Raw genomic sequence first — 23,587 nt, forward strand, 5'->3', positions numbered from 1 at the left:
GTCTTCGCCGCTCACAACGCAGCATTCCTGCGCTCACGCGCAGCTCTCCTTTCTTGTCCGCCATCTCCGTTACTTCCTACCTTGGTGCCACCCTCAGTCGACACCGCAGGAAAGCGGAGGATCACCTCTGTGCCCGACAGCCGTGTGCCGCGCCTCCGGCGCTTCCTCGTCTGCGAACCCAGACACTTCGCCGTCCAGTACGCGATCAATCCCTGGATGCATCCCGACACCAGGGTCGACGTCGACCTGGCCCAGGAGCAGTGGCAGGCGCTGATCCGCGCCTACCTCGCCCACGGGCACACGGTCGACACCGTGCCCCCCGTCCCCGGCCTGCCGGACATGGTCTTCGCCGCGAACTCGGCGGTCGTCGTCGGCGGCCGTGTCTTCGGCTCCCTCTTCCACGCGCCCCAGCGCCGGCCCGAGTCGCTCCACTACGACCTGTGGTTCAAGACGGCGGGCTACGAGGTGTACCGCCCCGAGTCGGTGTGCGAGGGCGAGGGCGACCTGGTGCCGACGAGCCGGTACGTGCTCGCCGGCACCGGTTTCCGCACGACCCGCGACGCCCACCGCGAGGCGCAGGAGTTCTTCGGCCTGCCGGTGATCAGCCTGACCCTGGTGGACCCGTACTTCTACCACCTGGACACGGCGCTGTTCGTCCTCGACGAGCACACCATCGCCTACTACCCCGAGGCCTTCTCCCCCGGCAGCCGCGAGGTGCTCGCGCGGCTGTACCCCGACGCGGTGCTCGCCACCCGCGACGACGCGATGGCGTTCGGTCTGAACTCCGTCTCCGACGGGCGCCACGTCTTCATCGCGCCGCGGGCCGAGGCCCTCGCCGCGCGCCTCGCCGACCACGGCTTTGTCCCCGTCCCCGTCGACCTGTCGGAGTTCCACAAGGCCGGCGGTGGCATCAAGTGCTGCACCCAGGAGATCCGTTCATGACAGCACCCGCACGCACGCGTACGTCCGCCGACCTCATCCGCGCGGAGGAGCCGGTCCTCGCGCACAACTACCACCCGCTGCCCGTGGTCGTCGCGCGTGCCGAGGGCGTCTGGGTGGAGGACGTCGAGGGCCGCCGCTACCTGGACATGCTGGCCGGCTACTCGGCCCTCAACTTCGGCCACCGCCATCCGGCGCTGATCGAGGCCGCCCACCGCCAGCTCGACCGGCTGACCCTCACCTCGCGCGCCTTCCACCACGACCGGCTCGCCGGGTTCGCCGCGCGCCTGGCCCGCTTGACCGGGCACGACATGGTGCTGCCGATGAACACCGGCGCCGAGGCGGTGGAGAGCGGCATCAAGGTCGCCCGGAAGTGGGCGTACGAGGTCAAGGGCGTCCCCGCCGACCGGGCCACGATCGTGGTCGCGGCGGAGAACTTCCACGGCCGTACGACGACGATCGTCGGCTTCTCGACGGACGAGTCGGCGCGGGCCGGCTTCGGCCCGTTCACCCCGGGCTTCCGGATCGTCCCGTACAACGACCTGGCCGCGCTGGAGGCGGCGGTCGACGAGACGACGGCGGCGGTGCTGATCGAGCCGATCCAGGGCGAGGCCGGGGTCGTGATCCCGGACGACGGCTATCTCACCGGGGTGCGCGAGCTGACCCGGAGCGCGGGCTGTCTGTTCGTCGCGGACGAGATCCAGTCGGGCCTGGGCCGCACCGGCCGCACCCTCGCCGTGGAGCACGAGTCCGTCGTGCCCGATGTGGTGCTGCTCGGCAAGGCGCTCGGCGGCGGCATCGTGCCGGTCTCCGCGGTACTGGCGCGCCGCGACGTGCTGGGTGTGCTGCGGCCGGGCGAGCACGGTTCGACGTTCGGTGGCAACCCGCTGGCGGCGGCGGTCGGCACGGCGGTGGTGGAGCTCCTGGAGACCGGCGAGTTCCAGCGCCGGGCGGCCGACCTGGGCGTGGTCCTGCGGGACGGGCTGACGGCGCTGGTGGGCCGGGGTGTGGTCGGCTTCCGCTCGCGCGGGCTGTGGGCGGGGGTGGACATCGACCCGGCGATCGGCACCGGCCGCGAGGTCGGTGAGCGGCTGCTGCGGGAGGGGGTCCTGGTCAAGGACACCCACGGATCCACGATCCGGCTGGCGCCGCCGCTGACGATCACCGCCGACGAGCTGCGGTCCGCGCTCGGGGCGCTGGAGAAGGTGCTGGTCTGAGGCGTGCCCGTCCCCTCCCTGCCGTACCGGGAGGGGACGGCCCGCGGTCAGCCCCGGCCGAGCAGCTGCCGCATCTCCTCGATCTCGGCGCGCTGCGCGGTCACGACGGCGTCGGCCAGGCTCTTGGCCGGACCGTAGGCGCCCTCGGACTTCTCCGTCGCGGCCATCTCGACGGCGCCCTTGTGGTGTTCGACCATCATGGTCAGGAACATCGTGTCGAAGTCCTTCCCTGTGGCCTTCTCCAGTGCGGTCATGTCCTTGTCGTCCATCATTCCGGCCATGCCGGAGTGGCCGGTGTGGGCCATGCCCGCCGTGGGCACCTTCTCGTCCCACGCCGTGAGCCAGCCGGTCATCGTGGTGATCTCCGGGTCCTGCGCCTTCTCGATGCGGGTGGCGAGGTCCTTGACCTGGGCGGAGGAGGCGTGATCAGCGGCGAGCCGGGCCATGTCGAGGGCCTGCCGGTGGTGCGGGATCATGCCCTGCGCGAAGGCGACGTCCTGGGCGTTGTGCGCTGCGGTGGCGGCGTCCGCGCTCGCGAACGGCGCGGCGCCGTGGCCCGTGTTGCCGCTGCCGCCGTCGCTGCCGCAGGCGGCGAGGACGAGCGCGGCGCCCGCCGCGGCGAGGCCGAGGGCCATGCGGCGTGCCGGGACAGGGGTGGTGGTGCTTCGGGTGGTCATGCGTGAACTCCTGCTGTGCGAAACGATCGTGGGAACGCTGAGCACCGCTCGACCGGTAGGTCCGGGAGCGGTGGTCGTGGCTTCTAGATCCGCAGGAGCTGGAGTTCCGCCAGGGACGGTGGGGCGCGGGCGCCCTCGGGCGCCGCGGCCGGGCGCGCGCCGACCCGGTCGGCGCGCACGACGGCGGTCACCGGGTGTGGGACGAGCGCGGGCAGGCCCGGCCCCCAGCTGACGGCGCCCGACGCGCAGGTCGGGTCGGCGTGGCGCGCGTGGTGTCCGCCGCAGTTCCCGTCGTCCGGGCAGTCCGGTTCGGCGGCGACCACGGCCGTCCCGCGCGGGCCGGGACCGTGGCCCTGGTGGGCGACGGCGCCGCCCGGGGCCAGCGCGTGCATGCCGAGCAGCCCGGCCAGCAGCCCGAGCACGAGCAGTACCCGCCACCGCCGCGGGGGCGGGGACGGGTGCCGCTCGGTTCCGGTCATCGCGCCCATCCTAGGGGCGCCGAACAGCCGCCCCACGGACGACGCGCCTCCCGGCGGGACGCCTCCCGCCGGGACGGCCACCGGCCGCCGGTCGGTCGTCGGTCGGGCGGGTCGGCTGGTTCTCGTCTCGGCTCCTGCGGACGTCCCTGATCTCCTGTGCCGCGTGCCGTGACGGCGACGGCCAGGGCGGTCCCGAGCGCTCCTGTCGCCGCGCAGCCCCGGCGGGCGGGCCGTCCGGGCTGCGCGCTCGGCTCGGTGGAGCCGGGTCAGTCGGCGATCTCGATCCTGCCGTTGGCCTCGGCGGGGGCGGCGGCCGTGGCGGGGGCCTGACCCGCGACCCGTCCGGTGAGCCCCTTCAGCAGTTCGGCGAGGTCCACACCCGTGGTGGAGCCGAGCAGTTCGACGCCCTGGGCCACGTTGTCGGCGACGGTCCGGGTCAACTGGCTCGCCCCGTCGGTGGAGATGACCGTCATCTTGTCGACCGCGCTGAGCGGCTCGGCGGCCTTGGCGACGACGTGCGGGAGCACCTCGACGAGCATCTGCAGCACGGCCGCGTCGCCGTACTGGGCGAACGCGTCGGCCTTCTTCCGCATCGCCTCGGCCTCGGCCTCACCGGTCGCGCCGATGGCCGCCGCCTGCGCCTCGCCCTCCAGCCGGACGGCCTCGGCCAGCGCGCTGCGGCGCTGCTTCTCGCCCTCACCGGTCAGCCGGGCCCGCTCGGCCTCCGCCTGGGCGGCGGCGATCCCGGCCAGCCGCTCCGCCTCGGCCTGCTTGACCCGGGCCACGCGCTTGGCCTCGGCCTCCTGCTCGGCGGCGTACCGCTGGGCGTCGGCCGGCTTGCGGACCTGGGTGTCGAGCTGGCGGTCGGTGAGCGCGGCCTGCCGCTCGGCGACCTTCTCCTGCTGGGCGAGGATCTCCTGCTGGCGTGCGGCCTCGGCGAGCGGTCCCGCGGCGGCCGCACGGGCGCCGGCCTCGTCCGTCTCGGCCTTGATCTCCGCCTGCCGCAGCGCGAACGTCCGCTGGGCGACGGCGATCTCCTCCTCCGCCTTCAGCCGGGCCTGCTCGGCGGCCCGCCGGGCCTCCGCCTCGGCGATGTCGGCCTCCTGCCTGGCGCGGGCGGCCTCGGGCCGGCCGAGGTCCTCCAGGTAGGAGCCCTCGGTGGTGATGTCCTGGATCTGGAAGGCGTCCAGCACCAGTCCCTGGCCGGACAGGCTGGCCTCCGCCTCCTCGGCGACCTGCCCGGCGAAGGCGGCCCGGTCCCGGATGACGTCCTCGACGGACATCCGGCCGACGATGGCGCGCAGCGCGCCGGAGAGCACCTCCTGGGTGAAGCCGACGATGCCGTCCTGCTGCATGAGGAAGCGCTGGGCGGCGGCGCGGATCGAGTCCTCGGTGCCGCCCACCTTCACGATGGCGACACCGTCCAGGTTGGCCTTCACGCCGCGCAGCGTGACCGCGCCGCGCACCGCGACCGGGATGTGCCGCGAGGACAGGTCGAGGGTGAACTTCTGCTGCACGAACGGCACGACGAACACACCGCCGCCGACCACGACCTTCTGGCCGCTGTTGTCGGTGAAGACCCGGCCGGTCTCCGGGTCGGTGGCCTTCTTGCCGCGCCGTCCGGTGACGATGAACGCCTCGCTCGGGCCGGCCACCTTGTAGCGGGTGACGACCACCAGGCCGAGCAGGACGAGGAGTACGACGACTCCGACGACGGCGATGACGACTGGACTCATGATGGATTCCCCTCAGCCCTCCCAGGGGACGGCAGATCGTTGCGGGTGGTTCGGTCGAGCGGGTGGGCGCCGGGTGCGGACTGCGGTGGGAGCGGTCAGCGTTCCACCGGGAGCACGGACACCGCCGTCTGCGACAGCGCCTCCGCGACCCAGACCTCGGTGCCCCGCGGCACCGGCGCCGGACTCTTCGCCGCGAGCTTCACCGGCTGCCCGGCCCGGTGGATCAGCACTTCGCCGTAGCCGTCCGCCGGGATGGCCGTCACCACGGAGCCGGCGGCGCCGATCAGGTCGTCGTCGCGCGGCGCGGCGCCGGACCGGTCGTCGAGCAGGACGCGGCTGAGGCGGTAGGCGAGCCAGCCCGTGCCGGCTCCGGCGGGCACGCCGACGGCGGTGGCGACGACCGCGCCCAGCCCGGTGGCGCCCATGACGATCGCCCCCGAGAAGCCGAACATCGACACGAAGCCGGCGATGACCGGGAGCGACAGCCAGCCGTCGAAGAGGCCGTCGACCGCGTCGGCGCCGCCGAAGAGTCCTTCGAGGAAGCCGTCGAAGAGGAGGGAGAGCGCGAGGAGTACGACTCCCGCGATGCCGAGTCCGAGAAACCAGGCCATCCGCTTCCGCCCCCCTTTCCGCGCGGCCACCGTGCCGGTGAACGCATGTTCACATGGCTTCACCGGTCCGGTCATTGCCCGGCCCCGGCAATCTTCCGGCCCCTTCGATGCCGTGTCTCGTCCCCCGGAGGCAGCCGGTTCCCACCGGCAGGGTGCGGCGTCGCACCGGGTCCGGCCGGACCGGGTGCACCTAGACTGACACCCACGGCACGCCGGTTGATCCACGGAGCGTGGTGGTCGAGCGATCCGCCCGAGTCAGGAGCGCCCCTTGTTCTACTACCTGCTCAAGTATGTGCTGCTGGGGCCGCTGCTCAGGCTGGTCTTCCGGCCCCGCACGGAGGGGCTGGACCACGTGCCCGCGTCCGGTCCTGCCATCGTCGCCGGCAACCATCTCTCGTTCTCCGACCACTTCCTGATGCCCGCGATACTCAGACGGCGCATCACGTTCCTCGCCAAGGCCGAGTACTTCACCGGTCCTGGCGTCAAGGGCCGGCTGACCGCGTTCTTCTTCCGCAGCGCGGGCCAGATCCCGGTGGACCGCTCCGGCAAGGACGCCGGTCAGGCCGCGATCCGCGAGGGCCTCGGCGTACTGCGCAGGGGCGAGCTGCTCGGCATCTACCCGGAGGGCACCCGCTCGCACGACGGCCGTCTGTACAAGGGCAAGGTCGGCGTCGCCGTGATGGCGCTGAGGGCCGGCGTCCCGGTCGTCCCGTGCGCGATGATCGGCACGTTCGAGGCGCAGCCGCCGGGCAAGGTCATTCCGCATCTGCACCCCGTCGTCATCCGCTTCGGCACCCCCCTCGACTTCTCCCGCTACGCCGGCATGGAGAACGAGAAAGCCGTCCTGCGCGCGATCACCGACGAGATCATGTACGCCGTCCTGACCCTGTCCGGCCAGGAGTACGTCGACCGATACGCGGCCGACGTCAAGGCGGAACAGGCCACGCCGGAGGGCGCGCGGGAGCGGCGGTTCCCGCGAGCGCCGCTGAGCTGAGCCGACCCGGCCTCTGCCATCGGCAGAACGGAACGGCCCGGCGGGGTCCGGGCCCGTACGGTCGGCCCATGAGACGTGCTGTGGTGATCGGGGCGACGGGACAGATCGGCCGCCCCACGGTCGACGCGCTGGTACGGGACGGCTGGGAGGTGACCGCCGCCTCCCGGGGCGGCGGCCGGGACGAACAGTGGCCGCAGGGGGTGCGGGCGGTGCGGCTGGACCGCGCCGACGACGCGGCGCTGGCCGCGGTCGTGGGCGAGGACTGCGACCTCGTGGTCGACATGGTCGCGCACGGGCCCGAGCACGCCAGGCAGCTGACCGCGCTGGCCGGCCGCGTCGGTTCCGCGGTGGTGATCTCCACGGTGTCGGTGTACGAGGACGCCGAGGGCCGTGGCTTTGACACCCAGGGCGAGCCGGACGGCTTCCCCGAGTACCCGGTGCCCATCCCGGAGACCCAGCGCACGGTGGCCCCCGGCGAGTCCTCGTACAGCACCCGCAAGGCGGCGCTGGAGCGTGAACTCCTCGCCGCCGGGGACGCGTTGCCGACGACGCTGCTGCGAGCGGGGGCGGTCCACGGCCCGCACAGCGCGCTGCCCCGCGAGCTGTACTTCGTGAAACGCAACCTCGACGGACGCGGCACCCGGGTGCTCGCCCACGGCGGCCGGAGCCGATTCCACCCGGCGAGCGTCCGCAACATCGCCGAACTGGTCCGGCTGGCGGCGGCGCGACCGGGCTCGCGCGTGCTCAACGCCTGCGATCCGCAGGCCCCGACGGTGGCGGAGATCGGCGCGGCGGTCGACGAGGTGATGGGCGTCGAGCCGCGGACGGTCCTGCTGGACGGTGCGCCGCCCGCGGACTCCGTGGGCAGCTCGCCCTGGTCGGTGCCGCGGCCGGTGGTCTGCGACATGACCGCCGCGGCCCGGGAGCTGGACTACCGTCCGGTCGTCTCGTACGCCGAGAGCCTGCCCGGGACGGTCGACCGGCTGCGCGCCGAACTGGCCCACCGGGACTGGACCGAGGCCTTTCCGAGGCTGGCGAGCACGTATCCCGACCTGTTCGACTACCCGGCCGAGGACGCCTGGCTGCGGGCACGGTGACCGGGGGCGGCCGGGAGGACGTCCCGGCCGCCCCTCAGCCGGTCACGGCCTGGGCGTGGCGTGCGGTGCGCAGGTCACGTCGGCGGCGTCGACCTCACCGGTGAGCAGATAGGTGTCCACCCGGTCGTTGATGCACGGGTTGACCAGCCCGGTCACACCGTGCGAACCGGCGTCCCGCTCGGTGATGAGGCGGGAGCCCTTGAAGCGCTTGTGCAGTTCGACGGCGCCCGCGTACGGGGTGGCGGCGTCCCGCGTGGACTGCACGATGAGCACCGGGGGCAGCCCCTTGCCGCTCTTCACGTCGACGGGCGTCTGCTGCTTGACCGGCCAGGTGGCGCAGGGCAGGTTCATCCAGGCGTTGGCCCAGGTCAGGAACGGGTAGTCCCGGTGCAGCCGGGTGTTGTCCCGGTCCCACTGCCGCCAGCTGGTGGGCCATTTGGCGTCGGTGCACTCGACGGCCGTGTAGACCGCGTTGCCGTTCTCCGAGGAGATGTTCCCCGCGGTGTCGGACAGATCCGGGGCGGCGGCGTCCACCAGCGCCTGGGTGTCTCCGGCGACGTACTTGCTGAACACCGTGGCGACCGGCACCCACGCGGAGTCGTAGTACGGAGCGCTCTGGAAGAAGGAGAGCAGCTCGGCCGGGCCGACGACCCCGCCGACGGGGTTCTGCTTGGCGGTGGCGCGCAGCTGGAGCCACTTGGCCTGGACGGCGGCGCGGGTGGTACCGAGGTGGAAGTCGGCGTCGTTGGCGGCGACCCAGTCCTGCCAGTCCTTCCAGCGGCCCTCGAAGGCGATGTCCTGGTTGAGGTTGGCCTGATACCAGATGTTGTCCCGGGCCGGGTCGACCACGCTGTCGACGACCATGCGGCGGATGTGCCCGGGGAACAGCGTGCCGTAGACGGCGCCCAGGTAGGTGCCGTAGGAGACACCGAGGTAGTTGATCTTCCGCTCGCCGAGCGCGGCACGGATGACGTCCAGGTCGCGCGCGGTGTTCGGGGTGGTCATGTGCGGCAGCATGGTGCCGCTGCGTTCGTAGCAGCCGTCCGCGTACTCGCGGGCCAGCTTGCGCTGGGCGAGCTTGTCGGCCTCGGAGTCGGGCACCGGGTCGGCCTTGGGCGCCTTGACGAACTCCTGCGGGTCGATGCAGGAGATGGGCGCGGAGTGGCCGACGCCGCGCGGGTCGAAGCCCACGAAGTCGTACGCCTTGGCCGTCTTCGCCCACACCGCGTTGTTGTTGGTGACCCGGGTCGGGAAGCGCAGCCCGGAGCCGCCCGGACCGCCGGGGTTGTAGACGAGCGCGCCCTGGCGCTCCTGCTTGGTGCCCGTGTTGCCGATGCGGTCGACGGCGAGCTTGATCTGCTTGCCGTGCGGCTTGGCGTAGTCGAGCGGCACGGTGACCCAGCCGCACTGGATGGGCTTGGCAAGCCCCCAGTCGGCGGGGCAGTCCTGCCAGTCGACGCCCGCCGTCGCGGCCCGCTCGGCGGCGATCGCGGCGCCCCGGGCCTCGCGGTCCTGGCCGCGGCCCGAGGTGGCGGCGGCCGTGGGCGCCGAGACGGCGCCGGCTATCAGGGTCGCGGTGACGAGCGCTCCGGCCGAACCGAGCGCGAGCACGCGGTTCTTCGGTCTGTTCTCCCTCAAGTGGGCCCTCCCCCTGCATCGCTGCGAATGTCAGGGGGATCCTCGTCCTTGTGAGGAGCCTGAGAACAGGGGTCGTTGACCTTCTTTGCCAATCCGATAACCGGATGATCACGTCCCGCTGAGCGGAGCGTCCTGGTCGAGCAGCGCCAACGCCTCGTCCAGCACCCGCCGCAGCCGCAGCCCGTCCGCGGCCACGGCACTCACCAGCACGGCGGGCCCGGCGAGCGGAGTGATCGCCGCCCCCTCCCCCAGCATCCGGGCCGCCGGCCTGCGATCGGTGAACTCGGGCCGTACGACGACGAGTTGCCCGACGGCGCGGTGTCCCGCCAGGACGGCGGGGCCGTCCCAGCCACCCGGCGCACCGGGGCCGCAGGCCAGCTCCTGGTCGAGCACGCAGTGCCCGGCGACCCGCACCGTCAGACGGCTGCCGAGCCGCCCCGGTTCCTCGCCCACCCGGCCGAGCACCTGCTCCTCGCGCAGCACGAGACGGGCGCCGGCGGCGAGGTCGACCCGGCTGGTGACATACAGCTCACTGCCGGCCGCGGAGATCAACGGCTCGGGCAGCCAGCGCAGTTCGCCTCCGGCGGCGACGGTGATCCGCACCTCGTAGTGTGCCTCGCCCTTCGTCTGGCCCGGCAGCGCGATGGTCGCGGCGGCCGACCCGACGTGCAGCCGGGCGCCCTGCGCCACCCGTGCCTCGACGGCGAACCGGTCGCCGCCGAGCGGCCCGCTCATCGCCCCGACGAGCATGACCCGTGCCTCCGCGCCGCTCCCCCGGGTGCGCCGCGGCGCCAGCGGGCCCTCGCCCTCCAGCACGGGCAGCGCCGTGCCGCCCCGGCCGTCCGGCCGGGCGACGATCCGCGCGGCGGCCCGCACCCCCCGCACCGTCACGCCGTCCACACGGCGAGCCGTTCACGCACCCAGACGGCGACCTCGGCGACGCCCTCCTCGGCACGCAACGACTGGAAGACGACGGGCAGTCCGGCCCGTTGCGCCTGCGCGTCGGCGGCCATCCGCACGAGGTCGGAGCCGACGTACGGCGCGAGGTCGGTCTTGTTGACCACGAGCAGATCGGCGGTGGTGACGCCGGGGCCGCCCTTGCGCGGGATGTCGTCCCCGCCGGCCACGTCGATGACGAAGACCTGCGCGTCGACGAGCCCCTTGGAGAAGGTCGCGGTGAGGTTGTCCCCGCCCGACTCGACGAGGACGAGGTCCAGCGGCCCCACCTCGTCCTCCAGTTCCTCGACCGCTTCGAGGTTGGCGGAGATGTCGTCCCTGATCGCCGTGTGCGGGCAGGCTCCCGTCTCCACGGCGGTGATCCGCTCGGGCGGCAGCACGGCCTCGCGCAGCAGGAACTCGGCGTCCTCCCGGGTGTAGATGTCGTTCGTGACGACGGCGAGCGACAGCTCGTCCCGCAGGGCCCGGCACAGGGCGGCGACGGTGGCGGTCTTCCCCGAACCGACGGGCCCGCCGAGGCCGATCCGCAGCGCACGCCGCGATCCGTCCGGCCGCCGGGCGTCGGCGCTGACGGCGGCGGGGCCGAGGTGGATGTGGTCGAGATGCATGGGCGGCTCTCCTTCGGGGCTGTCTTCGCGACACCGGTTACGACGGGGGTGCAGGGGCAGGGTGCGAGTGCGGGGCGCGGGCTCAGGATGCGAACAGCCGTACGGCCCGGGCGGCATGTGCCTCCGCGCCGATCTCCAGCAGCGGCGCGGACGCCGCCGGCAGGGCGTCGACGCCGTCGTCGAGAGCGTGCCGGGCCGCCTCCACCGCACGCCCGACGACCTGGTCCAGCTCGGGCGCCAGCCGGGCCAGCACCCTGGTCGCGTCGAACGGATCCAGGCTCAGCAGCCGCACGGTGGCCGACGCCGGCCCACTCACGCTCTCGTACGCCGCGCAGTACGCCGCGTCCGCCGCCGCCAGACCGGCCGCCCGTGCCGTGAGGCCGAGCACCACCGGCTGGTGTGCGCCCTTGGGGAACCGCCGGGCCAGGGCGTCGAGTTCGGCGGACGGCCAGGTCGCCCGCGCCGCCCGCAGCAGCTGCCGGCCGAGCCTGCGGGCGGCGCCGCGCAGGGCGGGCGACGGCGTGCGCGCGTCCGCCGCCGCGTCCAGGGCGGCGGGGTCCGCGCCGAGCACCGCCGCCGCGGCGAGCGAGGCGGCCACGAGACCCGCCGTGTGCAGCCGGCCCCGGCAGAAGTCCGCCAAACCCGCGGCATCGGTGATGCGTCCGGCCGTGACGGCGGCCTCCGCCCCGCCGGAGTGCGCATGCCCCCCGGCGGGAAAGCGGCCGTCGGCCAGGACGAGAAGCGCTGCCCTGGACATCAGAACAGGAAGTAGCGCTGGGCCATGGGGAGTTCGGCGGCCGGGGCGGCCTCGACCAGTTCGCCGTCGATGTGCACGGCGAAGCTGTCGGGGTCGACCCGGACCAGGGGCCGTGCGTCGTTCTCCCTCATGTCCGCCTTCGTGACGTCGCGCGTCGACTCGATGGCGACGAAGCGCTTGCCCAGCTCCAGCCGCTCCGGCAGTCCGTCCTCGACGGCCGCCGGGGCGACGAAGTTGACCGAGTTGGCGGCGGGCGCCCGTCCGATCGCTCCGTACATCGGGCGCGGGAGGATCGGCTGCGGGGTGGGGATGGAGGCGTTGGCGTCGCCCATCTGCGCGTACGCGATCTGCCCGCCCTTGATGACCAGCTGCGGTTTCACGCCGAAGAACGCGGGCTCCCAGAGCACCAGGTCGGCGAGTTTTCCGGTCTCCACGGACCCGATGTCCCGGGCGAGGCCCTGGGCGAGCGCCGGGTTGATCGTGTACTTGGCGACATAGCGCCGTACCCGCCGGTTGTCCGCGCGGCCGTCGCCGGGCAGCGCGCCCCGGCGGCGCTTCATCACATGTGCCGTCTGCCAGGTCCGCAGCACGACCTCGCCGACGCGGCCCATCGCCTGGGAGTCGGAGGAGATGATCGAGATCGCGCCCAGGTCGTGCAGGATGTCCTCGGCGCCGATCGTCGACGGCCTGATCCGGGACTCGGCGAACGCCAGGTCCTCCGGGACCGCGGGGTTGAGGTGGTGGCACACCATCAGCATGTCGAGGTGTTCCTCGGCGGTGTTGACGGTGAACGGCCGGGTCGGATTGGTCGAACTGGGCAGCACGTGCGGCTCGGAGACCACGGTCATGATGTCCGGCGCGTGCCCGCCGCCGGCCCCCTCGGTGTGGTAGGCGTGGATGCCGCGCCCGGCGATCGCGGCGAGCGTGTCGCCGACGAAACCGGCCTCGTTGAGGGTGTCCGTGTGGATGGCGACCTGGATCCCGGTGCGGTCCGCGACGGTGAGCGAGGCGTCGATGACGGCCGGGGTGGAGCCCCAGTCCTCGTGCAGCTTGAGGCCCAGCGCGCCGCCGCGGATCTGCGACAGCATCGCCTCGTGCGAGACGGTGTTGCCCTTGCCGAGGAAGCCGACGTTGACCGGGTAGTGCTCCATCGCCTGGAACATCCGGGCGAGATGCCAGGGGCCGGGCGTCACGGTGGTCGCCTTGGAGCCCTCGGCCGGTCCGGTGCCGCCGCCGACCAGGGTGGTGATGCCGGCGGCCAGCGCCTCGTCGGCGATCTGCGGGCAGATGAAGTGGACGTGCGCGTCGATCGCGCCGGCGGTGAGGATCCGCCCGTTGCCCGCGATCACCTCGGTCTCCGGGCCGATGACCAGCTCGGGGTGCACGCCGTCCATCGTGTCCGGGTTGCCCGCCTTGCCGATCCCGGTGATCCGGCCGTCGCGGATGCCGATGTCGGCCTTGACGATCCCCCAGTGGTCGACGACGACGGCACCGGTGATCACGGTGTCGGGGGTGCCGTCCGCGCGCGTGGCCCGCGACTGGCCCATCGATTCGCGGATGACCTTGCCGCCGCCGAAGACCGCCTCGTCACCGGCGCGTCCCGGCCCGCCCGAACGGTCCTCCTCGATCTCGATCAGCAGGTCGGTGTCGGCCAGCCGGATCCGGTCGCCGGTGGTCGGGCCGAACAGGTCCGCGTACGCGGCACGTGAGATCTCAGGCATCGAGGGCACCTCCGGTCTCCCCGCGCAGGCCCGGTACGACGCGGGCGCCGGCCAGCGGGACGAGTTCGACGTCGACGGGGATTCCGGGCTCGAAGCGCATGGCGGTGCCGGCGGCGACGTTCAGCCGCTTTCCGCGCGCGGCGGCGCGGTCGAACTCCAGGCCGGGGTTGGCCTCGGCGAAGTGGTAGTGGGAGCCGACCTGGACGGGCCGGTCGGCGGCGTTGAGCACGGTGAGCCGGGTGACCTCGCGGCCCTCGTTGCAGACGACGGGGTCCGCGGCGAACAGGATCTCTCCGGGAATCATGGCCGTCCCCCGCTCAGACGATCGGCTCGTGGACGGTGACCAGCTTGGTGCCGTCCGGGAAGGTGGCCTCCGCCTGGACGTCGTGGATCATCTCGGGGACGCCCTCCATGACGTCGTCCCTGGTGAGCAACTTACGGCCGGAGGCCATCAGTTCGGCGACGGTACGCCCGTCGCGCGCGCCTTCGAGGATGTGCGACGTGATGAGCGCGACCGCCTCGGGGTGGTTGAGCTTCAGCCCTCGGGCCCGGCGCCTCTCGGCCACGTCGGCCGCCACGTGGATCAGCAGCCTCTCTTGCTCATGCGGGGTCAGTTGCACGTCCCACCTCACAGTCCTCGCTCCGGACCGTGCGGGGTCCGGTTGCCGCAGCCACTCTCCATCGGGATACGAAACCCCTGGTGGCGTGGATCGGCAGGCTAGTTCGCCGGAGTTTCGGCGACGTTAACCGAACCTTGGCCGCTTCCTGACCGTACCGGTGGCTCCGCCGAACTCACCCGTCTGCCGTGAAGCGCACCCGCCCTCCGCTCGCGGCCGTCGCGCTCGTCCCCCTGGCCCTGTGGGCCTCCGCCTGGCCGGCCCGGCCGAGGGCGAGCGTCAACTGACGTGACGCGAGGGCGCGTTCGAGGTCCATCGGCACGCCGGCGAGGCACGGACCGTATACGGCGAGTCCGGTCGTCACCCAGTTGCTCCAGCAGGCGGCGGCCGGTCAGGGACCCGCGCGGTGCGGCGACACTGGCCGTGAACGCCGCCGTGGCCGGACTTGCGGCGCTGCCCGGGCCCACGGGCATCGGGGTCGGAGCGGGCAGCCGCTGTCGAAACTGGTCGGCACGCCCGGTCAGGGGAGACGACACGGCAGCAACCGGTCCCGCCCGCACCCCGACCTGGCAGGCGATCCTCGATCCGGGCGCCGACGCACTGCGCACGCGCGCGCGAAGCGGCCGGTCCGCACCGCAACCCGGACTCGCGCCCTGCCAGCTGACCTGAACGGCGCTCCCAGACGGCCGCGCATCCCCGCTGCGGACGGGAGTGCACGACCCTGCCGTCGTGCGGATCCGGCCCGCCGATCCCACCCACACCCCGACCCGGCGGGCAACGCTCAGTCCGGGCGCCGACGCGTTGCACTCGCGCGCGCGAAGCGGCCGGTCCGCACCGCAACCCGGACTCGCGCCCCGTCAGCCGACCTGAACGGCGCTCCCAGACCTATCCCCGCTGCGGATGGGAGTGCACGACCCTGCCGTCGCGCGGATCCCGGCCCGCCGGTCCCACCCACACCCCGCCCCGGCGGGCAGCGCTCGCGCGCGAAGCGGCCGGTCCACGCCGCAAACCGGACTCGCACCCGCCGCCCGGCCCCAGCAGCAGACCCGGACAACCGTGCACGACCCTGCCGTCGCGCGGATCCCGGCCCGCCGGTCCCACCCGCGCCTTGACCTGGCAGGCAGCGCGCGGAGCAACCCGGACTCGTGCCCGCCGGTTGTGCCGCTACGAGCCGCCGGAGGCCCCGCGGTGTTCGGCTGCGATGCCGAAGCGGCGCTGCCCGTGGGGCGTGCCCGCGGCCTCGCGGACGCTGGAGACCGAGCTGACGACCTGGTCGTCCGCGGGCTCCGTGAGTTCTTCGAGCCGCTCCAGGTCGGCGGCGGAGACGAGGGCGACGAGAGGCTTGCCGTGGCGGGTCACGACGACGCGTTCGCCGCCGTACACCACCCGGTTGATCAGGTCGGCGAGTTCAGCCCTGGCTTGGGTCACCGGAATCTCGTAGGCCATGACCCCAGCTTACGGGGCTCCCCCGGACCCCCCACGCTCTGTACGTCCTGTACATTTTCTACAGACAGCTTCGCCGGATGCGGCTTCGCCGCGAGAGGGGTATGTCCCATGACCGGACCGTCCGCCCGATACGTCCTGCCCGAGTTCACCGAACGCACGAGCGCGGGCCTGCGCACCCTCGATCCGTACGCGAAGCTGCTGGAGGAGCGGATCGTCTTCCTCGGCACGCCCCTCGACGACACCGCGGCGAACGACGTGACGGCGCAGTTCATGCACCTGGAACACCGCGCCCCCGACCAGGACATCTCGCTGTACGTCAACTCCCCCGGCGGCTCGTTCAGCGCGATGACGGCGATCTACGACACGATGCGGTACATCACCTGCGACGTGGAGACGATCTGCCTGGGGCAGGCCGGCTCCTCGGCGGCGGTGCTGCTCGCGGCCGGCACCCCGGGCAAGCGGTTCACACTGCCGGGCGCGCGGCTGCTGCTCCGGCAGCCGTCGCTGCCGAGGCCGGTACAGGGCCAGCCGAGCGATCTCGTCATCGAGGCCGAGGAGCTGGCGCGCGTGCGCGCGCTCCAGGAGGAGATGCTGGTGCGCCACACCGGACGCACCCCGGAGCAGGTCCACGACGACCTGGAGCGGGACCTGATCCTGGACGCCCGGGGCGCGCTGGAGTACGGGCTGGTGGACCAGGTCATCCCGAGCCGCAGGGCCGCGCGCACACCGGACGCGGGGTGAGCCGCGGATGCTGCCGCCGGAACTGCCACCGCTGCCCGCCCTGACCCGGGCCGAGAGCGAGCTGATCGACCATTACCTCGAAGCGGTCGACCTGCTGGGCCGGATCAATCCTGCCCGCACCAGGCACACCTACCACGCGCTGCGGGCCGCCCAGGCGCTGGTGCGCACCGCGGCGGAGTTGCGGGACGCGCTGGCCCTGATGCACCGGAGAGGCGAGAGCGAGCTGCACGCCGCCACCCTGGCGCGGGCACTGCGGGTGCTGGACGGCGAGCGGCGTACCGCCCGGGTCGCCGTGCCGCCCGACGACGCGGGCTGACACGCGGGCACACCCGGCCCCTGCGCACCGCTATACCGACGATGCGTCAGATACCCGGATGAAACGGACCAAACGGCTTACCCCTGTTCGGCGTAGCCAGGTGTCCTTTTTCGGGACCTCGATGGTGCCCGACAACCCCCGGGCCAGGGGCCCGTCGAGGGGCTCCCGCGCTGGTCCGAGGGTACGGCGACCCCTCGGCCAGGCGTCGAACAGAGCACAGTCCGCCCGAACGGGTGGCGGGTGAGCAACGCCACAAATCCCCGGTTCCATTGGGATTTTCGGACAGTTGTGAGTGAAGATCCGTGACTGACGACAAGCCCCCGCCACGGCGGCGGGGCGATCCGGGCAGACGCCGAGTCCTGCCGCCGCCCGGATGACCGGTCGACAGAAGTGGATCGGCAGGAGTGGAGGACCCAAGCACGACGGGTCGCCGGAGCGGACGTGGGTCCGTTCCGAGCAGCCCTTGGGGTGAAGCCGCGGCAACGCGGCCGGGCGACTTCGCCAGCCCGAATCCGACAGGTCATCCTTCACAGGCGGCTGACGAAGGGTTGCGCATGACTGCGCTCAATCGTGTCCCGTCGCTCATGGCCCGGGCCGGCACGGCCTCGGCTCTGACCATCGCCGCCATGGGCGGCTCGATCGTGGCCCCCGGCCTCGCGGCTGAAGCGGAGGCCGCCACCCCGGCGTCGAAGGCGCTGCAGATCGCGGCCTCGAAGAAGGGGTCCCCGTACCGATGGGGGGCCACCGGGCCGCGCAGGTTCGACTGCTCCGGACTGACGCTGTACTCGTTCAAGAAGGCGGGCAAGGCCCTGCCGCGCACGGCCGCCCAGCAGTACAACAAGACGCGCCATATCTCGGCCAAGAGCCGCAGGGCCGGAGACCTGGTGTTCTTCCACTCGGGCTCCAGCGTCTACCACGTCGGCATCTACGCGGGCCACGGGAAGATCTGGCACGCCCCGAAGACCGGGGACGTGGTGCGGCTGCAGAAGATCTGGACGAGGAGCGTCTGGTACGGCCGGGTCAGGTGAGCCCCCGAGGGGGTACCGGCCCCTGCCGCGCCGCCGCCTCCTGGGCCTTGTCGTCGAACTCCCTCCCCCGACTTCCGGCCGGGAGGCACCCCCAGCCCTGCGGGCGGGGGACGACGGGAGTCTGCCGGCAGGACCTGGACCCCGGGCCGGATGTGACAGGGCGTCAGACGCGCTCAGGCCCGCGGAGCGGCCCCGTGCCGAAGACGGCCGGAGCCGGACGGGCCCCGCGCCGGGCGCCCTGCGCGGCGGCGCGTCGGCTGCCGCTGTCCGGCGGCGTCCCGGCGCCGTCCGGGCTCGGGACGGGCGGCGCACCGGAAGTCGCGGCGATCGCACCGGTCGGGGAGCCGCACCCGGACGGGGCGGGCCGCGCCCCGCGGGTCCGGCCGCTCCAGGACCGAGGAGCTACGCCTCCGGCTGGCCCACCGCGGTGACCGGGTGGGCCGGTACGGTCCAGGGCAGTTCCACGGTGATGGTCTTGCCGCCCTCGCGGGTGGGCCTGACGCGCAGCCTGCCGCCGCGTTCGGCGGTGAGCCAGCGGATGATCACCATGCCGCGGCCGTTGTCCTGCTGGACGGCCGCGGGAAGTCTCTTCGGGAAGCGCGGATGGCTGTCGGTGACACCGATGCGCAGGTGTGTGTCGCGGTCGAGCACGAGGTCCACGGTGAAGGTGGGCGACTGGCCGAAGGTGTGCTGCACGGCGTTGGTGGCCAGTTCGGAGACGATGAGGCGGATCGTCTCGGCGGCGTCCGTGTCCGCCGGCAGGCCCCACTCCACGAGCGTGCTCAGCACATGCGAACGGGCCGCGGAGACCGAGGCGGGATCGCTCGGCAAAGTGACGGATGCTTCCAGATGGTCTGCCATGGCGATGCCGTCCCTTTCCCACGGGACCGCGGTCCGACACGGAGCGGATGGTTCGAGTACGGTCCCGGACTGGTGCTTCATCGCCAGACTGCCATTGCCGCGCCGGGCACGACGGGCGATCCACCAAGATATGCATATATCTGTCGCTCGAAGCGGTGAACTCTGCGACGGCAGACCGTATTTGGGCGGCACGGAAGGAGTAAGGAGTAGCCCATGCAGCACGGTCCCGCGGTGCGCCGCCGGAAACTGGGCGCCGAACTGCGTGCCCTGCGCACCGGCGCGGGTCTCACGAGCGGTGAGGCGGCCCGGTTGGTGGGCTGGCACCAGTCGAAAGTGAGCCGCGTCGAGACCGGCGCGAGTGGCGTGAAACCGACCGATGTGCGGTTGCTCCTCGACGCGTACGACGTGCGGGACGCCCAACTGCGGGAGCTGCTCCTGATGTTGGCGGGATCGGAGGACGTCGGCGGGCGGCACCACTGGTGGCATGCCTACCGCGGGGTACTGCCGCCCACCTACCGGGACTTCATCAGCCTGGAGTCGCAGGCCTGCGGGATGCGCACGCTGGAGACGTCGGTCGTCCCGGGGCTGCTGCAGACGCCCGAGTACGCCCGCGCGGTGACCCGGGCGGCGGTGGACGGCCTCGCCGAGGACCGGCTCGACACGCTGGTGGAGGTGCGGCTCGCCCGGCAGGACGTGCTGCGCTCGCAGCCGCCGCTGGAGCTGAGCGCCGTGCTGGACGAGGCGGTGCTGCGCCGCGAGGTCGGCGGACCGGACGTCATGGCACGGCAGTTGGAGCGGCTGGCGGAGGCGGCGCGGCTGCCGCAGGTGAGGCTCCAGGTGCTGCCCTTTGCCGCCGGAGCGCACATCGGCATCACCGGACCTTTCGTTATCTTCTCTTTTCCGAGCACATCTGATCTGGATGTTGTGGTTCTCGACCACTTGACGAGTAGCGTCTACCTCGAGCGGAAAGAAGACCTCCAGGCCTACACCGAGGCCTTCACCACCCTTCAGGTCCACGCCCTTTCACCCGAGGACTCGTTGGATTACATCGCCGGGATAGGTCACGGCGCGTAAGGAGGCACCATGACCGCACTGCCTCGGAACGTACCTTCCACTGCCGAACTGCCCGAAGTGCGCTGGCTGCGCAGCAGCTACAGCACGGGGGCCAACAACTGCGTGGAGACGGCACGGCCGCGCTCCGGTCCGCGGACCGGGCTGCTCGCCGTGCGCGACTCCAAGGACCCGGCCGGACCCGCGCTGCTCTTCTCCCCCGAGAGCTGGGCGGGTTTCCTCGCCGCGCTGCGTTGACCCCGTACCGCCCCGTCCGACCGACCCTACTGACCGTTTCCGCTCCGGCGGCGCGCGGCCGTGTCACGCCGACTCATGGTCGCGCCGCGCCGATCACCTGTACAGCGCGTTCGATCTCCGCCCCGGAGAGGTCCGCACGCGCGGTGAGCCTGAGCCGTGAGACACCGTCCGGCACGGAAGGAGGACGGAAACAGCCCACGGCCAGGCCGGCCGTACGGCAGTCCGCCGCCCAGCGGACTGCCTCCTCCGGGGACGGCGCACGCACGGAGACGACCGCGGCGTCCGGGCGCACCGCTTCAAGACCCGCCGCGGTCAGCCGCGCGTGCAGCTCGGCGGCGACGGCACGCGCGCGTGCCGCCCGCCCGGGTTCGCGGCGCAGCAGGCGCAGGGCGGCGAGCGCCGCGCCGGCCGCCGCGGGCGCGAGGCCCGTGTCGAAGATGAACGTGCGGGCCGCGTTCACCAGGTGATCGATCACCCGCCGGGGGCCGAGCACGGCGCCGCCCTGGCTGCCCAGCGACTTGGACAGCGTGACCGTGACGACGACGTCGTCGGCGCCCGCGAGACCGGCCCCGTACGGGGCTCCCCGGCCGCCGTCCCCGAGCACGCCCAGCCCATGGGCGTCGTCCACCAGCAGCCCCGCGCCGTGCTCCCGGCACGCCTCGGCGAGGGCCGTGAGCGGCGCGGCGTCCCCGTCGACGGAGAACACCGTGTCGGAGACGACGACCGCGGGCCCCTCGTGCGGGCCGAGTGCCTTGCGCACCCCGTCCGGGTGGGCGTGCCCGACCACCTGGGTGACGCCGCGTGCCAGCCGGCAGCCGTCGATGAGGGACGCGTGATTGCCCGCGTCGGAGACGATCAGGGAGCCGTGCGGTCCCAGCGTGGTGACCGCGGCGAGGTTGGCGGCGTACCCGGACGAGAAGACCAGGGCCGCCTCGAAGCCGCAGAAGGCGGCCAGCTCGCGCTCCAGTTCGCCGTGCAGCTCCGTGGTCCCGGTGACCAGCCGGGAACCGGTCGCGCCGCCGCCCCAGGAGCGCGCGGCCTCGGCGGCACCGGCAGTTACCTCCGGATGCCGGGCCAGGCCCAGGTAGTCGTTGCTCGCGAGGTCGAGGAGCGGCGAGTCGGCGGGGCGGGGCCGCAGCGTGCGCACGAGTCCGGCCCGGCGGCGCAGCTCCGCCTGCTCGTCGATCCAGCCGAACGCCATGGCTCCTCCGGGGTTTTTGTAGGCAGTGAACAGACCCTAGCCCGCGGGCCGGCCGTCCATTGTGTGGCCATACCCACACAACGAACCGTCTCCGTTGTACGGACCCTCCTTGGCCCGGACCGCTCCCGCAGGGCAGGATCGGACCTCATGGACCTCCTGAACACGCTGGTGGACAAGGGCCTGCGCCGCGAGCCGCCGACCCGCGACGAGGCACTCGCCGTGCTCGCCACCTCCGACGACGACCTGCTCGACGTGGTGGCCGCGGCCGGCCGGGTGCGCCGGCACTGGTTCGGCCGACGCGTGAAACTCAACTACCTCGTCAATCTCAAGTCCGGCCTGTGTCCCGAGGACTGCTCCTACTGCTCGCAGCGGCTGGGCTCGACGGCCGGCATCCTGAAGTACACCTGGCTCAAGCCCGGCGAGGCCTCCGAGGCCGCCGCCGCGGGTCTGGCCGGGGGTGCCAAGCGGGTGTGTCTGGTGGCCAGCGGCCGGGGCCCGACGGACCGGGACGTGGACCGGGTCTCCGAGACGATCAGGACGATCAAGGAGCGGAACGAGGGCGTCGAGGTCTGCGCGTGCCTCGGCCTGCTCTCCGACGGCCAGGCCGAGCGGCTGCGGGCGGCCGGCGCCGACGCCTACAACCACAACCTCAACACCTCCGAGAGCACGTACGGGGACATCACGACGACGCACACGTACGCCGATCGGGTGGACACGGTGCGGAAGGCGCACGCGGCGGGGCTGTCCCCGTGCTCCGGGCTGATCGCGGGCATGGGCGAGAGCGACGCGGACCTGGTCGACGTGGTCCTCGCGCTGCGCGAGCTGGACCCGGACTCGGTGCCGGTGAACTTCCTGATCCCGTTCGAGGGCACCCCGCTCGCCAAGGAGTGGAACCTCACGCCGCAGCACTGCCTGCGCATCCTCGCGATGGTCCGGTTCGTGTGCCCCGACGTCGAGGTCCGGGTCTCCGGCGGGCGCGAGGTGCACCTGCGCAGCCTCCAGCCGCTGGCACTGCACCTGGCCAACTCCCTCTTCCTGGGCGACTACCTCACCAGTGAGGGCCAGGCGGGCAAGGCGGACCTGGAGATGATCGCGGACGCCGGGTTCGTGGTGGAGGGCGCGGACGAGGTGACGCTGCCGGAGCACCGGGCGGCGGGCGCGGCCGGGTGCGGGGCGCACGAGGAGCCGGGCTGCGGTGCGCACGCGGAGGCGGGCTGCGGTGCGCACGCGGAGGCGGGCTGCGGCGGGCACGAGGACGCGGGCGGGTGCGGTTCCGCCGCCGCGCCGCAGGTGAACGAGGCCCGCACCGACCTGGTCGCCGTCCGCCGCCGGGGTCCCGGAACGGACCTCGCGCCCAATGCCTGACCTCGGCGTCCCCGCGCTGCTGGAGCTGGACCGGCGGCATGTGTGGCATCCGTACGGCCCGATGCCCGGGCGCGCCGAACCGCTCGTCGTGGCGTCGGCGAGCGGGGTACGGCTGCGACTGGCCGACGGCTCGGGCGAGTTGGTCGACGGGATGGCGTCCTGGTGGTCGGCGATCCACGGCTACAACCACCCGGTGCTCAACGAGGCCGCACGGGGCCAGCTGGAGCGGATGAGCCATGTGATGTTCGGCGGGCTCACGCACGAGCCCGCCGTCCGGCTCGCGAAGCTCCTCGTCGACATGTCGCCGGACGGACTGGAGCATGTCTTCCTCGCCGACTCCGGCTCGGTCTCGGTCGAGGTCGCGGTCAAGATGTGCCTGCAGTACTGGCGCTCCCTCGGCCGCCCGCTCAAGCGCCGGCTGCTGACCTGGCGGGGCGGCTACCACGGTGACACCTGGCACCCGATGTCCGTGTGCGACCCCGAGGGCGGGATGCACGAGCTGTGGGCCGGGGTGCTGCCGCGCCAGGTCTTCGCTGACCCGCCGCCGACCGGGTACGAGGAGGTGTACGCCGAGCGGCTGCGCGAGCTGATCGGGCGGCACGCGGACGAACTGGCCGCCGTGATCGTGGAGCCGGTGGTGCAGGGCGCGGGCGGGATGCGGTTCCACTCCCCCGGGTATCTGCGGGTGCTGCGCGAGGCGTGCGACGCGCACGACGTGCTGCTGGTGTTCGACGAGATCGCGACCGGATTCGGCCGGACGGGCGCGCTGTTCGCCGCGGAGCACGCGGCGGTGACGCCGGACGTGATGTGCGTGGGCAAGGCGCTGACCGGCGGGTATCTGACGATGGCGGCGACGCTGTGCACGTCCCGGGTGGCGGACGGGATCTCCCGGGGCGAGGTCCCGGTCCTCGCGCACGGGCCGACGTTCATGGGCAACCCGCTGGCCGCGGCCGTGGCCTGCGCGTCGATCGAGCTGCTGCTGGGGCAGGACTGGCGGGCCGAGGTCGAGCGGATCGAGACGGGCCTGCGGGCCGGCCTCGCCCCGGCCGCGGACCTGCCCGGGGTGCGTGACGTGCGGGTCCTGGGCGCCATCGGCGTGGTCCAGCTCGACCACGAGGTGGACATGGCGGCGGCCACGGCGGCGGCCGTGCGGGCGGGCGTGTGGCTGCGGCCGTTCCGCGACCTGGTGTACACGATGCCGCCGTACGTCACCGGGGACGAGGACGTGGCACGGATCGCCCGCGCCGTGTGCGCCGCGGCGCGGGAGGGATGA

The 23,587-nt window shown here is 73.0% G+C and carries 25 protein-coding genes; 11 read left to right on the forward strand and 14 right to left on the reverse strand.

Annotation, left to right across the window (positions count from 1 at the left end; genetic code table 11):
* Positions 1–129 precede the first annotated feature (129 nt).
* Positions 130–942 (forward strand): dimethylargininase, encoded by an 813-nt coding sequence (gene ddaH / locus CTZ28_RS20975; RefSeq protein WP_121891189.1) that lies wholly within the window; start codon positions 130–132, stop codon positions 940–942.
* The gene (gene rocD, locus CTZ28_RS20980) at positions 939–2,156 is read left to right on the forward strand and encodes an ornithine--oxo-acid transaminase (RefSeq protein WP_121891190.1); all 1,218 of its coding nucleotides are present in this window, start codon (positions 939–941) and stop codon (positions 2,154–2,156) included. Before ddaH ends, rocD begins: the two co-directional genes overlap by 4 nt.
* A 47-nt stretch (positions 2,157–2,203) precedes the next feature.
* Here the strand turns inward: rocD and CTZ28_RS20985 are convergent, their stop codons facing one another.
* The 4 genes from CTZ28_RS20985 to CTZ28_RS21000 all read right to left on the reverse strand — a co-directional run bounded on the left by CTZ28_RS20985 (position 2,204) and on the right by CTZ28_RS21000 (position 5,659).
* The gene (locus tag CTZ28_RS20985; RefSeq protein WP_121891191.1) at positions 2,204–2,833 is read right to left on the reverse strand and encodes a DUF305 domain-containing protein; all 630 of its coding nucleotides are present in this window, start codon (positions 2,831–2,833) and stop codon (positions 2,204–2,206) included.
* Between the two features lie 83 nt (positions 2,834–2,916).
* A complete protein-coding gene (locus CTZ28_RS20990) occupies positions 2,917–3,312 on the reverse strand; it encodes a DUF6153 family protein (protein WP_183154496.1) in 396 nt (131 codons plus the stop codon).
* Between the two features lie 266 nt (positions 3,313–3,578).
* On the reverse strand, positions 3,579–5,048 hold the full coding sequence (locus CTZ28_RS20995) for a flotillin family protein (RefSeq protein ID WP_121891192.1): 1,470 nt from the start codon (positions 5,046–5,048) through the stop codon (positions 3,579–3,581).
* A gap of 95 nt (positions 5,049–5,143) precedes the next feature.
* The gene (locus tag CTZ28_RS21000; RefSeq protein ID WP_121891193.1) at positions 5,144–5,659 is read right to left on the reverse strand and encodes a hypothetical protein; all 516 of its coding nucleotides are present in this window, start codon (positions 5,657–5,659) and stop codon (positions 5,144–5,146) included.
* A gap of 268 nt (positions 5,660–5,927) precedes the next feature.
* On the opposite strand from CTZ28_RS21000, the gene CTZ28_RS21005 reads away from it, so the two are divergent.
* Both CTZ28_RS21005 and CTZ28_RS21010 read left to right on the forward strand, forming a co-directional pair.
* Positions 5,928–6,653 (forward strand): lysophospholipid acyltransferase family protein, encoded by a 726-nt coding sequence (locus tag CTZ28_RS21005; protein WP_121891194.1) that lies wholly within the window; start codon positions 5,928–5,930, stop codon positions 6,651–6,653.
* 68 nt (positions 6,654–6,721) lie between these two features.
* On the forward strand, positions 6,722–7,750 hold the full coding sequence (locus tag CTZ28_RS21010; protein ID WP_259471717.1) for an NAD-dependent epimerase/dehydratase family protein: 1,029 nt from the start codon (positions 6,722–6,724) through the stop codon (positions 7,748–7,750).
* Between the two features lie 42 nt (positions 7,751–7,792).
* On the opposite strand, the gene CTZ28_RS21015 is transcribed toward CTZ28_RS21010, so the two are convergent.
* The 8 genes from CTZ28_RS21015 to CTZ28_RS21055 form a co-directional block, all read right to left on the reverse strand.
* A complete protein-coding gene (locus tag CTZ28_RS21015; RefSeq protein ID WP_121891196.1) occupies positions 7,793–9,388 on the reverse strand; it encodes an alpha/beta hydrolase in 1,596 nt (531 codons plus the stop codon).
* Positions 9,389–9,496: 108 nt separating this feature from the next.
* Complete coding sequence (locus tag CTZ28_RS21020; protein ID WP_183154497.1) at positions 9,497–10,288, reverse strand: urease accessory protein UreD; 792 nt, start codon at positions 10,286–10,288, stop codon at positions 9,497–9,499.
* Positions 10,276–10,953, reverse strand: a complete 678-nt coding sequence (ureG, locus tag CTZ28_RS21025; protein ID WP_121891197.1) for an urease accessory protein UreG — start codon at positions 10,951–10,953, stop codon at positions 10,276–10,278. Before ureG ends, CTZ28_RS21020 begins: the two co-directional genes overlap by 13 nt.
* An 82-nt stretch (positions 10,954–11,035) precedes the next feature.
* Positions 11,036–11,710, reverse strand: a complete 675-nt coding sequence (locus tag CTZ28_RS21030; protein ID WP_121891198.1) for an urease accessory protein UreF — start codon at positions 11,708–11,710, stop codon at positions 11,036–11,038.
* Positions 11,710–13,431, reverse strand: coding sequence for an urease subunit alpha (locus CTZ28_RS21035; protein ID WP_121891199.1), 1,722 nt, complete (start codon positions 13,429–13,431; stop codon positions 11,710–11,712). The genes CTZ28_RS21030 and CTZ28_RS21035 overlap by 1 nt, the downstream gene beginning before the upstream one ends.
* Positions 13,424–13,735 (reverse strand): urease subunit beta, encoded by a 312-nt coding sequence (locus CTZ28_RS21040; RefSeq protein WP_121891200.1) that lies wholly within the window; start codon positions 13,733–13,735, stop codon positions 13,424–13,426. The genes CTZ28_RS21035 and CTZ28_RS21040 overlap by 8 nt, the downstream gene beginning before the upstream one ends.
* 13 nt (positions 13,736–13,748) lie before the next feature.
* Positions 13,749–14,051, reverse strand: a complete 303-nt coding sequence (locus tag CTZ28_RS21045; protein ID WP_121891327.1) for an urease subunit gamma — start codon at positions 14,049–14,051, stop codon at positions 13,749–13,751.
* Between the two features lie 1,161 nt (positions 14,052–15,212).
* On the reverse strand, positions 15,213–15,494 hold the full coding sequence (locus tag CTZ28_RS21055; RefSeq protein WP_121891202.1) for a type II toxin-antitoxin system Phd/YefM family antitoxin: 282 nt from the start codon (positions 15,492–15,494) through the stop codon (positions 15,213–15,215).
* Positions 15,495–15,602: 108 nt separating this feature from the next.
* Between CTZ28_RS21055 and CTZ28_RS21060 the strand changes: the two genes are divergently transcribed.
* From CTZ28_RS21060 to CTZ28_RS21070, 3 genes are all read left to right on the forward strand, one after another.
* Positions 15,603–16,235 (forward strand): ATP-dependent Clp protease proteolytic subunit, encoded by a 633-nt coding sequence (locus CTZ28_RS21060; protein WP_121891203.1) that lies wholly within the window; start codon positions 15,603–15,605, stop codon positions 16,233–16,235.
* Positions 16,236–16,242: 7 nt separating this feature from the next.
* Entirely contained in the window at positions 16,243–16,551 is a 309-nt protein-coding gene (locus tag CTZ28_RS21065) for a hypothetical protein (protein WP_121891204.1), read from the forward strand.
* Positions 16,552–17,105: 554 nt separating this feature from the next.
* Complete coding sequence (locus tag CTZ28_RS21070) at positions 17,106–17,579, forward strand: C40 family peptidase (protein WP_121891205.1); 474 nt, start codon at positions 17,106–17,108, stop codon at positions 17,577–17,579.
* Positions 17,580–17,981: 402 nt separating this feature from the next.
* On the opposite strand, the gene CTZ28_RS21075 is transcribed toward CTZ28_RS21070, so the two are convergent.
* Positions 17,982–18,440, reverse strand: coding sequence for an ATP-binding protein (locus CTZ28_RS21075; RefSeq protein WP_121891206.1), 459 nt, complete (start codon positions 18,438–18,440; stop codon positions 17,982–17,984).
* Positions 18,441–18,653: 213 nt separating this feature from the next.
* On the opposite strand from CTZ28_RS21075, the gene CTZ28_RS21080 reads away from it, so the two are divergent.
* Positions 18,654–19,514 carry a helix-turn-helix domain-containing protein gene (locus tag CTZ28_RS21080; protein WP_121891207.1) on the forward strand — a complete coding sequence of 287 codons (861 nt, stop codon included), beginning with the start codon at positions 18,654–18,656 and terminating at the stop codon, positions 19,512–19,514.
* A gap of 9 nt (positions 19,515–19,523) precedes the next feature.
* Positions 19,524–19,748, forward strand: a complete 225-nt coding sequence (locus tag CTZ28_RS21085; RefSeq protein ID WP_121891208.1) for a DUF397 domain-containing protein — start codon at positions 19,524–19,526, stop codon at positions 19,746–19,748.
* A gap of 73 nt (positions 19,749–19,821) precedes the next feature.
* Here the strand turns inward: CTZ28_RS21085 and CTZ28_RS21090 are convergent, their stop codons facing one another.
* A complete protein-coding gene (locus tag CTZ28_RS21090; RefSeq protein WP_121891209.1) occupies positions 19,822–20,949 on the reverse strand; it encodes an 8-amino-7-oxononanoate synthase in 1,128 nt (375 codons plus the stop codon).
* Positions 20,950–21,096: 147 nt separating this feature from the next.
* Between CTZ28_RS21090 and bioB the strand changes: the two genes are divergently transcribed.
* Positions 21,097–22,314, forward strand: a complete 1,218-nt coding sequence (gene bioB / locus CTZ28_RS21095) for a biotin synthase BioB (protein WP_121891210.1) — start codon at positions 21,097–21,099, stop codon at positions 22,312–22,314.
* Positions 22,307–23,587 carry an adenosylmethionine--8-amino-7-oxononanoate transaminase gene (locus tag CTZ28_RS21100; RefSeq protein WP_121891211.1) on the forward strand — a complete coding sequence of 427 codons (1,281 nt, stop codon included), beginning with the start codon at positions 22,307–22,309 and terminating at the stop codon, positions 23,585–23,587. Before bioB ends, CTZ28_RS21100 begins: the two co-directional genes overlap by 8 nt.

The organism is Streptomyces shenzhenensis, assembly GCF_003688995.1.
In the GTDB taxonomy this organism is placed as follows: domain Bacteria; phylum Actinomycetota; class Actinomycetes; order Streptomycetales; family Streptomycetaceae; genus Streptomyces; species Streptomyces shenzhenensis_A.

Excerpts from the sequence above, each read along its gene's own strand:
- rocD (WP_121891190.1), top strand. The coding sequence starts at position 939 with ATGACAGCACCCGCACGCACGCGTACGTCCGCCGACCTCATCCGCGCG.
- CTZ28_RS20985 (WP_121891191.1), bottom strand. The coding sequence starts at position 2,833 with ATGACCACCCGAAGCACCACCACCCCTGTCCCGGCACGCCGCATGGCC.
- CTZ28_RS20990 (WP_183154496.1), bottom strand. The coding sequence starts at position 3,312 with ATGACCGGAACCGAGCGGCACCCGTCCCCGCCCCCGCGGCGGTGGCGG.
- CTZ28_RS20995 (WP_121891192.1), bottom strand. The coding sequence starts at position 5,048 with ATGAGTCCAGTCGTCATCGCCGTCGTCGGAGTCGTCGTACTCCTCGTC.
- CTZ28_RS21000 (WP_121891193.1), bottom strand. The coding sequence starts at position 5,659 with ATGGCCTGGTTTCTCGGACTCGGCATCGCGGGAGTCGTACTCCTCGCG.
- CTZ28_RS21010 (WP_259471717.1), top strand. The coding sequence starts at position 6,722 with ATGAGACGTGCTGTGGTGATCGGGGCGACGGGACAGATCGGCCGCCCC.
- ureG (WP_121891197.1), bottom strand. The coding sequence starts at position 10,953 with ATGCATCTCGACCACATCCACCTCGGCCCCGCCGCCGTCAGCGCCGAC.
- CTZ28_RS21030 (WP_121891198.1), bottom strand. The coding sequence starts at position 11,710 with ATGTCCAGGGCAGCGCTTCTCGTCCTGGCCGACGGCCGCTTTCCCGCC.
- CTZ28_RS21035 (WP_121891199.1), bottom strand. The coding sequence starts at position 13,431 with ATGCCTGAGATCTCACGTGCCGCGTACGCGGACCTGTTCGGCCCGACC.
- CTZ28_RS21040 (WP_121891200.1), bottom strand. The coding sequence starts at position 13,735 with ATGATTCCCGGAGAGATCCTGTTCGCCGCGGACCCCGTCGTCTGCAAC.
- CTZ28_RS21055 (WP_121891202.1), bottom strand. The coding sequence starts at position 15,494 with ATGGCCTACGAGATTCCGGTGACCCAAGCCAGGGCTGAACTCGCCGAC.
- CTZ28_RS21060 (WP_121891203.1), top strand. The coding sequence starts at position 15,603 with ATGACCGGACCGTCCGCCCGATACGTCCTGCCCGAGTTCACCGAACGC.
- CTZ28_RS21065 (WP_121891204.1), top strand. The coding sequence starts at position 16,243 with ATGCTGCCGCCGGAACTGCCACCGCTGCCCGCCCTGACCCGGGCCGAG.
- CTZ28_RS21070 (WP_121891205.1), top strand. The coding sequence starts at position 17,106 with ATGACTGCGCTCAATCGTGTCCCGTCGCTCATGGCCCGGGCCGGCACG.
- CTZ28_RS21075 (WP_121891206.1), bottom strand. The coding sequence starts at position 18,440 with ATGGCAGACCATCTGGAAGCATCCGTCACTTTGCCGAGCGATCCCGCC.
- CTZ28_RS21080 (WP_121891207.1), top strand. The coding sequence starts at position 18,654 with ATGCAGCACGGTCCCGCGGTGCGCCGCCGGAAACTGGGCGCCGAACTG.
- CTZ28_RS21085 (WP_121891208.1), top strand. The coding sequence starts at position 19,524 with ATGACCGCACTGCCTCGGAACGTACCTTCCACTGCCGAACTGCCCGAA.
- CTZ28_RS21090 (WP_121891209.1), bottom strand. The coding sequence starts at position 20,949 with ATGGCGTTCGGCTGGATCGACGAGCAGGCGGAGCTGCGCCGCCGGGCC.
- bioB (WP_121891210.1), top strand. The coding sequence starts at position 21,097 with ATGGACCTCCTGAACACGCTGGTGGACAAGGGCCTGCGCCGCGAGCCG.
- CTZ28_RS21100 (WP_121891211.1), top strand. The coding sequence starts at position 22,307 with ATGCCTGACCTCGGCGTCCCCGCGCTGCTGGAGCTGGACCGGCGGCAT.